Raw genomic sequence first — 13,744 nt, 5'->3', positions numbered from 1 at the left:
AAGGCCTTTCTATGGCAATAGCAAAGCAATTAACAAAGCGTCAGCCCAGCGCGCACGCGGTGCAAAGGTTTAGTAAACGTGTCGCTATTACTCGTATTTTTGTATTTGCTTTACTTAGCTGCACCATTGGCGCGTGTGCTAACAAAAATCAACTAGCTTCGCAATGGCAAGACTACCAAAGCCGATTAGAGCGGGTGCTGCAACGCCAAGCTGAGCCGCAAAACGATATTGCTTTTCCTCATTTACCCAAGCCCAGAGAACTCAGCCTCGAGTTCAGCGGCAGCGGCATCGATTTACTGGACTTTTTACGAATGCGGCGCTGCGCGCTGCGCGACACTATTGCCCAACGCAATAGTATTCTCGGCCGCCACGGCGACGCCGCTGCTAGGCTAATTTTTGATTTGCGCTTTATAAGCCAAGCCGCCACGTGCCAGAAAATACTAAAAGAAGACAACTTAATAGCGCTGGCAGCGCAATTGGAAATAGCCGCGCAAATCAAGCAGCGGGAATTACCAGCGCGCATTTTTGCTGCGAGTTTGATTGGCCCTGAGTTTCGGCAGTTTTGGCAGATGCCCGTTGATTTAAATGTTTATCCACTCAAGGGCAAAGACCCCAGCCTTGCCGCGCTGGCTCGCTGGCGGCAATGGCAAACTGAGTGGCTCAGCGAGCCCGAGGCAATGGCTGCTTGGTCGTCGATAGAGTGGCAGCAATTTAGCGACACGTTGCTAAATACCTTAGGCGAAATTCGCCTAGGTGCAGGTGGCAGTATGCTCGCCGCGCAGCAGCTTAATGTAAACGGATTAATAAGCGCCAGCAGTATTATTGCCCAGCGTGTAAATGGCCGGCCGCTCTGCCTTAAGCCGCAGCCGATTCCCGCGGCGGAGCATTTTCGCGGCGCTTTAAACAGCGTGTTTATTAGCCAACTACAAGCCCAGGCCAGCAGAATTAATCAACACCAATTTGCGGTAATGGCGGTGGTAGGCAGCATTGAACATGATGTGCTCGCCGCCATGACAAAAAATAACTTAGCGATTCCACCTGCCTTTATTGAATGGCAAGCCCAGCGCGACAATTTACTTGTCGCCACAACCGAGGCTCAGCGCCACCATGTGGCACTGGCTAGCGCCTTGCTTAGCCAGTGTGGCCTATCGCCAGGGAATTAATCTCTGTAGTGGCGGCGCATTAACGCCGACGTTTTTCCATGCGGCGTAAAAATACTTCCATGACCGAATCGTATAAGCCGTCACCAAGAAATAGGTCTTCTACACCAGAATCGATACTGGGGTTATCGTTAACTTCAATAATCACCACGCGGTTGTCAGACTGCTTTACATCCACACCATAAAAACCATCGCCAATTAATTTGCAGGCTTTTACGGCAACATCTATCACCTTTTTGGGGGCCTCGTATGTCGGCATGGTGTCGAAACCGCCCGACTGGCTTTTACTGCTGCTGTGTTTATAAATTTGCCAGTGATTGCGCACCATATAATACCGGCAGGCAAACAGCGGTTTGCCGTCGAGTACACCAATGCGCCAATCGTAGTCGGTATACATAAATTCTTGAGCCAGCAGTAAAGCGGATTTGTCGAGTAGACGTTTGCTCTCACTCACCAAGCTGTCCCAGTCCTCAACCTTAACCACACCCCGCGAAAACGCCCCGTCGGGTACTTTAAGCACAATCGGGTAGCCCAGCGTATCGGCAATACGGTGTAACTCTTCGGTGTTATCGCGCCGCAAAATTTCTGTGCGCGGCGTTGGCACTTTGTGGCTCTTGAGTAAGTCGGCCAAGTAAATTTTATTGGTGCAGCGCAAGATGGAGGTTGGATCGTCCATCACCACCAAGCCCTCTGCCGCCGCCTTTTTGGCAAAGCGGTAGGTGTGGTGATCTACCGAAGTGGTTTCGCGAATAAACAAGCCATCGTATTCCGGCAGGCGCAAGTAATCCTTCTTGGTAATTAGCTCGGCAGAAATCCCCAAATTTGCCGCCGCCTTGGTAAATTTGCGCAGTGCGCCCTTATCGCTGGGCGGCAGTTTTTCGTCGGGGTCAACCAAAATTGCCAAATCGTAGCGAAAGGTTTTTCTGGCCTTGGGCTTGCGCCACATTTTGCTGCTGAAGCGCTCAAAGGTCGAGGCAAAGGCCTCTTGCTCGCCACCCGCTTTCAGGGATTTTAAGGCTACCAAGTGCAGCTTCTTAATCTGCCAGCGTGTCTTATTGAATTCGAGGGTAATCTCGATCAACGGCGACGGAAAACGCTCAAAAACCGCTTTGGCGATTGCCGCGTACTCGGGTTCTAAGCATTCGCCAAACCAACTCCGAAAGCTAATGCTGTCGCCCAGCTTGGCCGCAGGTAATTTAGCTAACAGCGGCTCCACACCCTCGAGCAAAATGCCTGAGAGTGACTTGCGCGCCAGCTCACTCAAAGTGTTTACCGAGGGCAATACATTGTGACTACGCGCTTCGGCCAGCAGCGAGCAGTAATAGCCCGTACCCAAATAGCGGTAGCTGCGCGCCAAATTGATTACCCGCACCCGCTCGCCGCTGCTCTGACCAATGCGCTCTAAGTAGTCATCGAAGGTGATGACATCTTGGCTAGGGTAATAGGGCGACCAATCCTTTAGATCGTCAACAACAACAAAAAAACGTGACATTAGCCATCTCTCAATAGGGCAAACGATGAGCCGCATTCTGCGACCAATTTTTGCTATTAACAATACGCCGTTCAATAATCTGGCGGGTAAATATTACGCAGAATAAACCCACCGCCAACTGAACTTAAAGCGCTGCGCGCAGCGCTATTTAAGGTCTTATTATCACAGTGATTTTGATTGGCTTTTGGCTCGCCAGCGCCCACAATTCACCAGAGCAAGATCCCCCTAAATAGGTTGTTGTAATGAGTTCTATCCGCGCGGCCACCGAGGGCGATTTAAACGCCCTAGAAGCCTTGGAAAACCGCTGTTTTAGCGGCGATAAATTGTCGCGCCGCAGTTTTAAAAGCCTAATCAAGCCCGGCGCCCACTCGGCATCGGTAATTTTAGTGAATGACCGCATTGCCGGTTATAGCATAGTTCTTTTTCGCACCGGCACCAGCTTAGCTAGGCTTTACTCAATTGCCCTCGACCCCGATTTTCGGGGCCGTGGCTTGGCCCAAGCGCTGTTGGCCGACGCCGAGCACCAAGCCCGCACTCGCCACTGCTTGTTTGTTCGCCTAGAGGTGCGCAACGACAATCCCGCGGCCATCGCCCTTTATAAAAAGCTCGACTACCATGTTTTTGATGACATAGACGACTACTACGAAGACGGCTGCACCGCGCTGCGCTTTGAGAAACGCCTACACCCAGAAACCAGCCCAATCGTCGGCAAGGCGCCGGCCTACTACCGGCAAACCACCGAATTCAGCTGCGGGCCAGCGGCGTTGATGATGGCCATGGCCAATATCAATGCCGACTACGCAATGACTCGCCGCGAGGAATTGCAGCTCTGGCGCGAGGCCACCACCATATTTATGACCACCGGCCACGGCGGCTGCTCGCCCCACGGTTTAGCCCTGTCTGCGCTGCGTCGCGGCTTTGGCGTAAATCTGTATATCAACCGCAGCGGCACCCCGTTCATCGACAGTGTGCGCAGCACGGAAAAGCGCGAAGTTATTGAGCTGGTTCATCAAGACTTTACCGAACAATTAAGTCACTTTCCGGCCAGCATCGAAATTAACCCTTTGGGGCCCAATCAATTCCGTGAGATTCTGGAGCGACACGACAATGTGCTCGCCCTAATCAGCACTTGGGCACTCAACCGCAATCGTGCGCCCCACTGGGTGTATGTGAGTAAAACCGACGAACATTTTGTGTATATCAGCGACCCCGACACCAATGACAGCCGCTGGCAGAGCGAAACCGATTTTATGCACGTACCCATTAGTATTGAGGCGTTTACCGCCATGGCTAGCTTTGGCCGCAACCGTCTGCGCTGCCTTATCGCCATTCACCCCGCTAGCACGGAGTAACCCAGCCTATGTCTAGCCAAACCCTGAGCAACGCCGACCGCCACTACTGCGAATCCCTTAAGCAGCTTTCTGAGTCGCTCATTGCAATACAGAAGCCCATATTGATCCTCGATGCGATTAAATGGCCACAAGGTATTGAGACCCAATTCTTTGCCGACAAGGCGAATAAACTGCCGGCGGTCGATCGCAATTACTATTTACAAAACCCCCTCAACTTTGATCCCGCCAGTAAAATTGCCGAACTTAAAGCCCTGCGCACACAAGTTCACAAGCAGCTGGGCAAGGGCGACCCACTTGGCAAAATTTTAGTGGAGACCATTGAGCAGTATTTGATCGTTATTGATCTGGTAGAAAATCGCGGCCGGCCACGCTTTTTAGAAGCCAGTCGCGAGCTCTACGGCTCGGCCCGCGACCATCTGCGCGGCGACAATTTAACCCTTATTGAAATGGGGCAGCGGCTCTGCCATATTTTTTCACTCCCAGCCGCCAAACATCTCGCTGCCGCTTACCCCAAAAACCTCAGCGCAGAAGAAGCCGTAAAACAATTAGAGCAGCGCCTTGCGCCCTATTTTTCCGACAGTGCTTTTTCGGTTAAGGAAACCGATGGCATTGTGTCTGACGCCGCCGCGGGAGGTGACTGCATTAAGGTCAATACCCACTCCTCGTTTTCCAGCCTCGATTTACAGGTGCTCGAAGTTCACGAGGGCTGGGTGCATGTGGGCACCACGCTCAACGGTCGCAATCAACCTTGGGCTACTTGGTTGAGCGTCGGTTCACCGCGCATAACTGCCCTGCAGGAAGGTTTGGCAGTTTTAATTGAAACCCTCACCTTTAGCTCCTTCCCCGCCCGTGCGCGGCGTATTAGCGACCGTGTGGTGGCGATTGATATGGCCGAAAACGGCGCCGATTTTCTTGAAGTCTACCGGCATTTTGTGAGCCAGGGACTGAGCCAGCACGACAGCTATAAAATTGCCCAGCGGGTATTCCGCGGCGGTATGGTCGAAGGCGGCAGCTGTTTTACCAAGGATTTGTCGTATGTGAAAGGTTTTGTGGAAACCGTGAATTTTATTCGCAGCGCGATTTTGTCAGATAAACCCGAAATGCTGCCGATGCTGTTTGTGGGTAAAGTAGCCTTAGATGATGTGCCAGTGCTTCACCACTATCAGCAAGCCGGTTTCATCGAGGCGCCCCGCTACCTCCCGCCCATGTTTCGCGACCTTAATGGCTTATATGTGTGGTTTGGTTTTTCCAGCGGCATGTCGCTACTGGATTTGGCGCGAATCCAAGAGCATTTCAAATCCTTGTTTGAGCAAACTATTGATGTTCACTCGCACTTAAAATAAATAGCGCTGATGAAAATATTTTTCTTAGTCGCCAACAAGGCCTTAGTTTGCCGATTTAAACCGCCACTGCTGACAAGATAAAGCACAACAACTGCGCAGTAGCGCGCAGCATTTGTGCAAAAAAATTCATTTTAAGCAATAAAAAAGGCCTTAAATCGGTGCGTTGCAATCATTAAACAACACCGATTAAGGCCTGTAATTTATCGAATAAGATTAGCCGCCGTAGGGTTCTACGGTCTGGTTTGCCTTATACGATGAGGTGGTTTGGCCACCGTAAACCGGTGACTCAGTAGTAACATATTGATCAACCGACGGCTTAACCTCAATTTTACCGTTAACATCTTTGTGCACGCTGCAACGGTAATTATAGGTACCCGCTTGGTCAAACTTCAGGCTGTAGGTATTGCCTAACCAAGGGCTAGTCCAAATACGCGAACCCATTACGCCGTCAAAGGTAATGTCGTGGGAGATTTCATCATAGTTAACCCAAGTAACTTCGGTGCCCACGGGCACCACCAACCGCTCAGGCTTGGCATGGAATGTAGAGATATACACTTTGGTGGGCTTGGCTGGCGCTAATACCAAGGTGCCAACCAATTCCAGCTCTACCCGGCGATTCAAGGCTCGGCCGTCTGCAGTGGCATTATCCGCTATAGGCTGCGTAAAACCATAGCCTTTAGGCACGAGTTGGGCTGGATTAACACCCGCCGAAACCAAATAGAATTTGGCGGAATTTGCGCGATTCTGCGACAAATTCATATTGTAATCATAGGATGCGTTATTATCGGTATGCCCCTCAATCGCGACTTTGATCGTCGGATTGTCCTTCAGCTCCTTTGCAACTTGATCGAGAAAGGTCATAGCGGACGGTCTCAATTTCGCCGAGTCGTTATCAAAATGTACCTCTCGCAATATAAGTGAATCACCTGCTTTGCAGCCATCCAGCTCCAGTGGCATACCTGGCGCAGGCGAACGACAAGTACCACTTTCTGCACTTACCAACGGCGACATAGCCAACATTACTACCGATAAAGCTATCCCTACTCGTATATTTTTCATGTAACCCCCGTTACGTGATAACACAGACATCACCGACGCTTTAATCGTCAGTTAAGTCGGTTTAATCGCTTAAATAATCCGGATGGATCATTGCTCAATTGGCATTCCGTGCCAGCTCCGCCAGACGGTCCGCGCCTAATGACATAGCAAAATATGCGCCGCTTTTCACAGTCTTGGCATTTTGTATCGTGGGAAGTATTTATTGTGCTGAAATGAGGAGTGACAAAGAAGGTATAACAGGGCCGCTGGGGCAGAAAAATTTAAGCAAAGATGGGTGCGTTTAGCGCAGCCATCTTTGCTTAATAAAGCGCAGCCGAAAAATCAGCCGTAAACACATAGGTAGGCCGTGTTTACCGCTACCTGTAAATCAAAGTGGCTATTAGCCGGTACATCAAAGCTCTGACCATCGGCAAAGGTCTGCCATTCGGTCTGGCCTGGCAGCAATACCGTCAAGGCGCCACTAATAACGTCCATGCGTTCGGCTGCTTCAGTGCCAAAACGGTATTCACCCGGCGCCATTACACCCACCGAAGCAGGCTTGCTGGCAGTGGCAAAACCCAGCGACTGAACGTTGTTGTCAAAGTAACTATTGTGCTTAATCATGGTGGCCCCCAAGGCGTAAAAAACCGCGCAATGATACGCGGCTACGCCACTACACGCCAGCTTGAACTGAGTTGCTCTCTAGTCGGCTAGATTTTGCTAGCAGCTGATGATCGCGCCCAATGTATATATACATGGCTGGCACCACAAACAGGGTAAACAAGGTGCCAATGGTCATGCCCGAGATAATCACCATGCCCAACGAGAAGCGCGACGCCGCGCCAGGACCGCTCGCCATAAGTAATGGCAGCATTGCCACCACCAGCGCTGCGGTGGTCATTAAAATGGGCCGCAGACGAATTGAACAGGCTTCTTCAATGGCTTCGCGCTTTGCCATACCTTCTTCCTGCATACGGTTGGCAAAATCCACAATCAAAATGCCGTGTTTAGAAATAACCCCTATCAGGGTCACTAAACCAACTTGGGTGTATATATTTAAACTCATGCCCGAAAAATTGGTTAGCTGCATGCCATTGGTCATTGCAAAAATATTCAAGGTTAGCAGTGCCCCGCAAATCGACATTGGCACGGTCACCAGAATAATCAAGGGGTCGCGAAAGGACTCAAACTGCGCAGCCAAAACCAAATAAATAATAACCAGCGCAAATCCAAAGGTTGCCACCAGTGCGGAGCCCTCTTGTTTAAACTGCCGCGACGACCCTGCATAGTCTATTTGAAAGCCCGCGGGCATTTCTTCGCGCGCAATCTTTTCAAGCAGCGCCAAGGCCTCACCTTGCGAGATATCTGGTCTGGGCACTGCCACAATGGTATTCGACATCAACTGTTGCGCATGAGGGATAAAGCGCGGCACCACTCGGTCGCGCATGGTCACGACGGTGGACAGCGGAATTAAATCACCACTGCCAGTGCGGGTATAAAATCCCGCAAGCTGACCTGGGTTGAGTCGCGATTCTCGCTCTACTTGAACAATAACCTTGTAAGCGCGGCCCTGAAAGGCAAATTTATTAACCTCGCCTCCCGCCATCATCGCGGCAAGATCGGCACTTAAGGCATTCATATCAATACCCAGCAGTGCCGCCTTTTCGCGATTAACATCCAGTATGGTTTCAGGCCTATCGATATTTAAATCCGGCGCCACAAAAAAGAAGCGATTACTCTGCATGGCGCGGCCAACAACGGCATTACCCACATCAGCCATAATTTGTGGGTCGGCAATGGATTTGAGCACGAATTCTACGGGGTAACCTTGGCCTGGTGTGGGTAGTGCGGGGGGCTGAAAAATTGCCGTGCGCACCCCTGGCGAAGCGCTAACACTGGCATTCACTTCATTGGCGATCTGGGTCATTGTTTGATCGCGCTCTTCCCACGGTTTGGCAATCATGCCAAAAAATCCGGTGTTGGTGCCGCCACCCTCATTACTGCTAAAAGCAAACAAATGACCAACGTTTTCATGGGCTAGGGCAATTTTTTGGTTTGCCATAAAATACTGTGCTAAATACTCTTTAGATGAGTAGCCATCGGCCTCATTTAACGCACCGGCAAAGCCAAAGTCTTCGGCAGGTGCAAGCTCTGCGGGGCTAGACACAAACAAGAAATAACAAGAAACAAAAACAATAAGCCCAAAAACACCAATAACGTGGCGCTGATCTAAAGCACTATGTAAGCGGGCGCGATAGGCGCCGCGCAAACGATCAAATTTTTCGTCTAGGTAATTGGCGAGGCGACCGCTATTTTCCGAACCGTTATGAGCGGGCTTTAAAATTTTGGCACACATCATGGGCGTTAATGTGAGTGCGATCAGCCCAGAAATCAACACGGCGCCCGCCAAGGTAAAGGCAAATTCGGTAAATAGCTTACCGGTAATCCCCGTTAAAAAGCCGATAGGGGCATAAACGGCAACAAGGGTAATTGTCATCGAAATAACGGGGCCCACTAGCTCCCGAGCGCCAATAATCGCTGCCTTCTGTGGCTCTATTCCCTCTTCGATATGGCGGTGAATATTCTCTAGGACAATAATCGCGTCATCAACCACCATGCCTATCGCCAACACCATGGCCAGAAGCGTCAATAAGTTGATAGAAAAGCCTAGGCTATACATCAAAAACAGGGCGCCAACCAAGGATAACGGCACTGTTACAGCAGGAATTAAAGAGCTGCGTATCGACCCCAAAAACAGAAATATAACCACTACCACAATAATAACGGCTTCAACCAAGGTGGTTTGCACGTCATTAATCGCGCTCCGAACGTAGGCCGTTGCGTCATAACTCAAATCGCCATGCAATCCGACCGGTAAGGCTTTAAAAATAGCGGGTAAATGGTCGCGGACCTCGGCCATTACATCGAGCAAATTGGCATTGGAGCGCACCGTTAAACCAATAAACACACTGGGTTTGGTATCCCAGTAAGCGCTGGTCTCGTAGCTCTCGGCACCCAAGGTAACCGTGGCAACATCCTCTAATCTCACCAAGCTATTGTCGTCGGAGCGCAATACCATTTTGCGAAATTCGTCGACGTGATGTAAATCGGTTCCCGCGGTTAAACCAACTTTAACGTAATTACCATTGGTCTGGCCTACCGCCGACAGCACATTTTGCTTACGGATTTCCGCCACCACCTCGCTGGCGCTAAAGCCAAAGGCCACTAATTTTTCTGGGTTTAACCATACGCGCATGGCATAGTTTTTTGCGCCCAGCACATTAACCTTTTCAATGCCGGCAATTGCGGCCAGCTCCGGCTCAATCACTCGCACAATGTAATCGGTTATCTGGCTGTCGTTGAGCACATCGGAATAAAAAGAGATGTACATTGCAGCAGTGCTATTGCTATCGGCTAACTGAATAACGGGATCTTCGGAACCCTCGGGCAACTGATTGCGCAGCTTTGACACCTTCGCCGAAATTTCAGTCAGCGCCTCATTAGGGTCTTTGTCCATCCGCAGATTGGCAGTAATAATTGCGCTACCTTGAACGGATTTGGACGTTAAAAAATCGATACCGTCGGCAGAGGCAATTTCGCGCTCAAGGGGCGTGGTCACAAAACCTTCGACCAAGGCGGGTTCCGCGCCAGGGTAGGCCACTAAAACGGAGACCTGCGTATTCTGAAGCTCGGGGTATTCCCGCACGGTCAAATCCAAACCCGCACGCATGCCCAGCAGCAAAATAATGAGGCTAACCACTACTGCGAGTACCGGTCGTTTTATAAATATATCTGTGAAATTCATTGTTGCTCTCAGCTCGATTTTCAGCTTATCGCCAGTAATCCGTTACACCAGCAGCGCTGGCGATCTAATATCCGTCGACCGACGCCCTCAACCTGCTGGCGGCTGGGGCTGCAACTCAGGCTTTGGCGCGTTGCTATTATCAATAACAACCGTTTGTTTATTCCGCAATTTTAGCAAACCTGTGGTGGCCACTTCAGCTCCCGCATCTAGACCAGAAACAACCGCAATAAAATCGCCCCGCGCTTCGCCCAAACTAACAAAACGTTGCAGCACTTCTAATTCAACTTCCGGCGCACCTTCTGACTTACTTTCTGGCGTTACATCGCCGGACTCTGCGGCAGGCTTTTGCTGGATTACAAACACCGAGTCGCCGTAAGACGTGTAATTTACCGCCGAGCGCGGAATCACCACGACCTCATTATCACCAGGCAAGGTGATCGCCACGGTAGCAAATAAGCCCGGCTTCAACTGTTGGCTAGGGTTTGCTAAGCGCGCGCGCAAATCAAAATTGCGGGTTTGGGGGTTCACTCGCGGTTCAATAGCCAAAATCTCGCCTTGGAATGTTTGGTCGGGATAGGCATCAACCTCAACCGCAACAACGAGCCCCGGCGCTAACGCAGACAAATAATGTTCAGGCAGCGAGAAATCGACATTAATGGGGTCTAATTTTTGCAGCGTAACAATGGCCGCGCCCATACCTAGATACTGGCCAACATTGACACGTTTAATACCCAGTTTGCCGTCAAACGGCGCTTTAACCGACTTTTGCGCCAAGCGACCCTTCTGCGCCTCAACGGCCGCGAGAGCCACATGGGTTTCTGCCTCGGCGGTGTCTAACTCCGCTTTCGAAATCGACTTGCCTTTATACAGCTGCTCTTTACGCGTGCGATTCAACTCAGCCAGCTCGGCTTGAGCCTGCAAACGTTTAAGCTCACCCTGCTCACTCGCCGCCGACAAGGTCAGCAGCAAGTCGCCACGTTTAACAGTATCGCCAGATTCAAAATGAATCGCGCTCACCACGCCATCTACCTCAGCGGTAAGATCGGCACCGTTCACCGCTACCAAACTGCCAACGGCCTTGAGTCGATTTGGCCACAGCATGGTTTTAGCTGCGGCACTTGCCACGGTTACAGCAGGCGGGGGCATCGAATTCAAATAATCATTCATTGCCTTGTTGCCAAACCACTTCATACCAAACACTCCACCAAAAACCACCGTGCTCAGTACAAGCATGATCACCATCCGCCTACTCATATCACTTCCCTATTCTGGTAAACCGCTGCATTGGAGCAACATCAAATATTTTTACGCACGCACACGCAAAATCAGTGTACAAACAAAGGCGAAAAAGTAGCACTGTCTGCAACAAAGGTCGAGTTCCGATATGCAATATTACGTGAGCGTAATCGTTACAGACCAGTAACTTAAGTAGGCAGTCTAACGATACAAACTAAAACCTGAATCAGCATTCCAAGCGAGCGCATACAATCTTAGCAACAACGCACGTAATTTTTATTTCAGGTGAGCGCCCTGCGCCAAATTAGGCAAGGCGAATAATCAGCTGTGCTTGCAGTATTGAAGACGGCAGAACACGGCCTAAAATAAACTGCTACCGTCTTTCTAGGCCATACTCACTTATATCAAAGCAAATCCTTCAAAAACGCGTCATCCACCTCTGGCTCCGGCGGCTCGGGGTATTCGCCACCCAAAGTCTCCCAGCTGCGTAGTTGGTATACGTAGGTAAGAATTTGCGCCACGGCCAAGTATAGGCCGCCGGGGATTTCAGCATCGAGGTCGGTGCTGGCGAATACCGCTCGGGCTAATCTGGGTGACTCAACTATAGGCACATCGTGCTCGTTGGCCAGTTCGCGGATTTTAGCGGCGATATTGTCGGCGCCTTTTGCCAGTAACATGGGTGCGGCCATACGCGCTTCGTCATATTTTAAGGCCACCGCAAAGTGCGTGGGATTGGTGATGATGACGTCGGCGGTGGGGACTTTTTCCATCATGCGGTTATTGGCAGCGGCCTGCTGCATTTCTCGCAGCTTGGCTTTTACTTCTGGGCGGCCGTCAGATTCCTTGTGTTCGTCTCGCACTTCTTGGCGGGTCATGCGCAATTCTTTGTGGTAATTCCATAGCTGCCAAGGGACGTCGATAGCGGCGATGGCGAGTAGAGGAAGGCTCACCACAAAGAAAAACCACACCAGCAGCGAGGCACTGTTTTTAATAGCCTCTTTGGGCTCTTGTAAACCCAAACCCAAAATATCGTCTGCCAAGCCCGACAACAGAAACACCGCCGCCGCGCCAATAAAAACCATTTTCATGAGTGCTTTTGCCAGCTCGCCAAGGCTGCGCAGCGAAAATAACTTAGCAACGCCTTTGATTGGATCCATGCGTTCGGGCTTAACGCTTAGGTTAAAGGTCCAACCACCCAATATGGTCGACGAAAACACCACCGCAATTATGGCTACCACCAGTAAAGGCCATATTGTGAGTAAGCCTCGCACCAAGGTTTGGTAGAGTCGCCCCGCAATTTCATGCTCATCTGCAGCAATTAAAAAACTCGGCGACAAACTGCTCGCCAGTAAGTTTTGTAATGCCGCCGCCAATTGCGCGCCGGTAAATAGCAGAATAGCGGCACCAGACAAAGTCACCATCATGGTAGTGAGTTCTTTGGAGCGCGGCACCTGGCCTTTTTTTCGGGAGTCGGCGAGCTTTTTCTCGGATGCGTCTTCTGTGCGTTCTTGACCGTCTTCGTTCTCAGCCATGGTTCACATCCCGAGAAATTGCTCGGCAGCCACAAATGCAGCGCCGAGACCAGAAGACAATAGAGGCATTAAATTGGGCAACAGGCGATCGACCACCAAGAAGCCAATTAACATTGCAATAGGAAAACCCACTGCAAACAAGTTCAAGGTTGGTGCGGCGCGGCTGACCACACCCATCGCAAGCTGCACTACTAATAAGGCAACCACCGCGGGGATCGCCACTCGAATTGCGCCGGTAAATAATTCTGCGCCGCGCATAATCACTACGCCAAGCTGATCCCCAGACAAAGCGCTGCCACCGACCGGCCAGTATTCAAAACTTCTGGCCAGCAAGCTTAAAAAGTCGATATGGCCGTTCATTGCCACAAATAACAACATGGTGAATATTAATAAGAACTGGGACAAGACCGGCACTTGCACACCCCGTTGGGGGTCGACCATCATCGCAAAACCAAGGCCCATGCCCATGGCAATTAATTGCCCAGCCAAAATAATGGCGTCAAAAACCAGCTGAATAATAAAACCAATGCACAGGCCTATGAGAAATTCATTGGCGATCAGCAATACCGTTTCAATGCCCAATAAATTCATTGCTGGGCTTGCGGGCAAAATAGGCAGTAATACTGCGGTGATAAATACCGCCAGTAAAAGTCGGGCGCGGGCCGGAATATAGGCAGCACTGAATAACGGCGCGGTCATCATGGCGCCGCCAATTCGCACAAACGGCAACCATGCACTGGCCAGCAAAACGCTGAGCTGGTCTGCCGTTAAACTCATCACCTTGGG

The 13,744-nt window shown here is 50.8% G+C and carries 10 protein-coding genes; 3 read left to right on the top strand and 7 right to left on the bottom strand.

The annotated features are described in order from the left end of the window. Window positions 1-11 precede the first annotated feature (11 nt). Window positions 12-1,163 (top strand): DUF3080 family protein, encoded by a 1,152-nt coding sequence (locus P1U47_RS11150; protein ID WP_301028972.1) that lies wholly within the window; start codon window positions 12-14, stop codon window positions 1,161-1,163. A gap of 19 nt (window positions 1,164-1,182) precedes the next feature. On the opposite strand, the gene P1U47_RS11145 is transcribed toward P1U47_RS11150, so the two are convergent. Then, entirely contained in the window at window positions 1,183-2,652 is a 1,470-nt protein-coding gene (locus tag P1U47_RS11145; protein ID WP_301028971.1) for a RimK family protein, read from the bottom strand. Window positions 2,653-2,894: 242 nt separating this feature from the next. Here P1U47_RS11145 and P1U47_RS11140 point away from each other — a divergent pair, with 242 nt between their 5' ends. Together P1U47_RS11140 and P1U47_RS11135 are read left to right on the top strand one after the other, a co-directional pair. Next, window positions 2,895-4,004: a GNAT family N-acetyltransferase/peptidase C39 family protein gene (locus tag P1U47_RS11140; protein WP_301028970.1), complete on the top strand. Its 1,110-nt coding sequence runs from the start codon at window positions 2,895-2,897 to the stop codon at window positions 4,002-4,004. Window positions 4,005-4,012: 8 nt separating this feature from the next. Beyond that, a complete protein-coding gene (locus P1U47_RS11135; protein WP_301028969.1) occupies window positions 4,013-5,347 on the top strand; it encodes a flavohemoglobin expression-modulating QEGLA motif protein in 1,335 nt (444 codons plus the stop codon). 213 nt (window positions 5,348-5,560) lie between these two features. On the opposite strand, the gene P1U47_RS11130 is transcribed toward P1U47_RS11135, so the two are convergent. The 6 genes from P1U47_RS11130 to fliR form a co-directional block, all read right to left on the bottom strand. Then, window positions 5,561-6,406, bottom strand: coding sequence for an OmpA family protein (locus tag P1U47_RS11130; protein WP_301028968.1), 846 nt, complete (start codon window positions 6,404-6,406; stop codon window positions 5,561-5,563). 321 nt (window positions 6,407-6,727) lie between these two features. Beyond that, window positions 6,728-7,009 (bottom strand): pyrimidine/purine nucleoside phosphorylase, encoded by a 282-nt coding sequence (locus P1U47_RS11125; RefSeq protein WP_301028967.1) that lies wholly within the window; start codon window positions 7,007-7,009, stop codon window positions 6,728-6,730. A gap of 49 nt (window positions 7,010-7,058) precedes the next feature. Beyond that, window positions 7,059-10,190, bottom strand: coding sequence for an efflux RND transporter permease subunit (locus P1U47_RS11120; protein WP_301028966.1), 3,132 nt, complete (start codon window positions 10,188-10,190; stop codon window positions 7,059-7,061). An 87-nt stretch (window positions 10,191-10,277) separates the two neighbouring features. Next, window positions 10,278-11,423, bottom strand: coding sequence for an efflux RND transporter periplasmic adaptor subunit (locus P1U47_RS11115; protein ID WP_301028965.1), 1,146 nt, complete (start codon window positions 11,421-11,423; stop codon window positions 10,278-10,280). 407 nt (window positions 11,424-11,830) lie between these two features. Continuing rightward, window positions 11,831-12,958 (bottom strand): flagellar biosynthesis protein FlhB, encoded by a 1,128-nt coding sequence (gene flhB / locus P1U47_RS11110; RefSeq protein ID WP_301028964.1) that lies wholly within the window; start codon window positions 12,956-12,958, stop codon window positions 11,831-11,833. Window positions 12,959-12,961: 3 nt separating this feature from the next. Beyond that, the gene (fliR, locus tag P1U47_RS11105) at window positions 12,962-13,735 is read right to left on the bottom strand and encodes a flagellar biosynthetic protein FliR (protein ID WP_301028962.1); all 774 of its coding nucleotides are present in this window, start codon (window positions 13,733-13,735) and stop codon (window positions 12,962-12,964) included. Window positions 13,736-13,744 lie beyond the last annotated feature (9 nt).

This window comes from Zhongshania sp., assembly GCF_029212375.1.
In the GTDB taxonomy this organism is placed as follows: Bacteria; Pseudomonadota; Gammaproteobacteria; order Pseudomonadales; family Spongiibacteraceae; genus Spongiibacter.
This window is presented reverse-complemented; position numbering and strand designations above follow the sequence as displayed.

Excerpts from the sequence above, each read along its gene's own strand:
- P1U47_RS11120 (WP_301028966.1), bottom strand. The coding sequence starts at position 10,190 with ATGAATTTCACAGATATATTTATAAAACGACCGGTACTCGCAGTAGTG.
- P1U47_RS11130 (WP_301028968.1), bottom strand. The coding sequence starts at position 6,406 with ATGAAAAATATACGAGTAGGGATAGCTTTATCGGTAGTAATGTTGGCT.
- P1U47_RS11125 (WP_301028967.1), bottom strand. The coding sequence starts at position 7,009 with ATGATTAAGCACAATAGTTACTTTGACAACAACGTTCAGTCGCTGGGT.
- P1U47_RS11150 (WP_301028972.1), top strand. The coding sequence starts at position 12 with ATGGCAATAGCAAAGCAATTAACAAAGCGTCAGCCCAGCGCGCACGCG.
- flhB (WP_301028964.1), bottom strand. The coding sequence starts at position 12,958 with ATGGCTGAGAACGAAGACGGTCAAGAACGCACAGAAGACGCATCCGAG.
- P1U47_RS11145 (WP_301028971.1), bottom strand. The coding sequence starts at position 2,652 with ATGTCACGTTTTTTTGTTGTTGTTGACGATCTAAAGGATTGGTCGCCC.
- P1U47_RS11115 (WP_301028965.1), bottom strand. The coding sequence starts at position 11,423 with ATGCTTGTACTGAGCACGGTGGTTTTTGGTGGAGTGTTTGGTATGAAG.
- fliR (WP_301028962.1), bottom strand. The coding sequence starts at position 13,735 with ATGAGTTTAACGGCAGACCAGCTCAGCGTTTTGCTGGCCAGTGCATGG.
- P1U47_RS11135 (WP_301028969.1), top strand. The coding sequence starts at position 4,013 with ATGTCTAGCCAAACCCTGAGCAACGCCGACCGCCACTACTGCGAATCC.
- P1U47_RS11140 (WP_301028970.1), top strand. The coding sequence starts at position 2,895 with ATGAGTTCTATCCGCGCGGCCACCGAGGGCGATTTAAACGCCCTAGAA.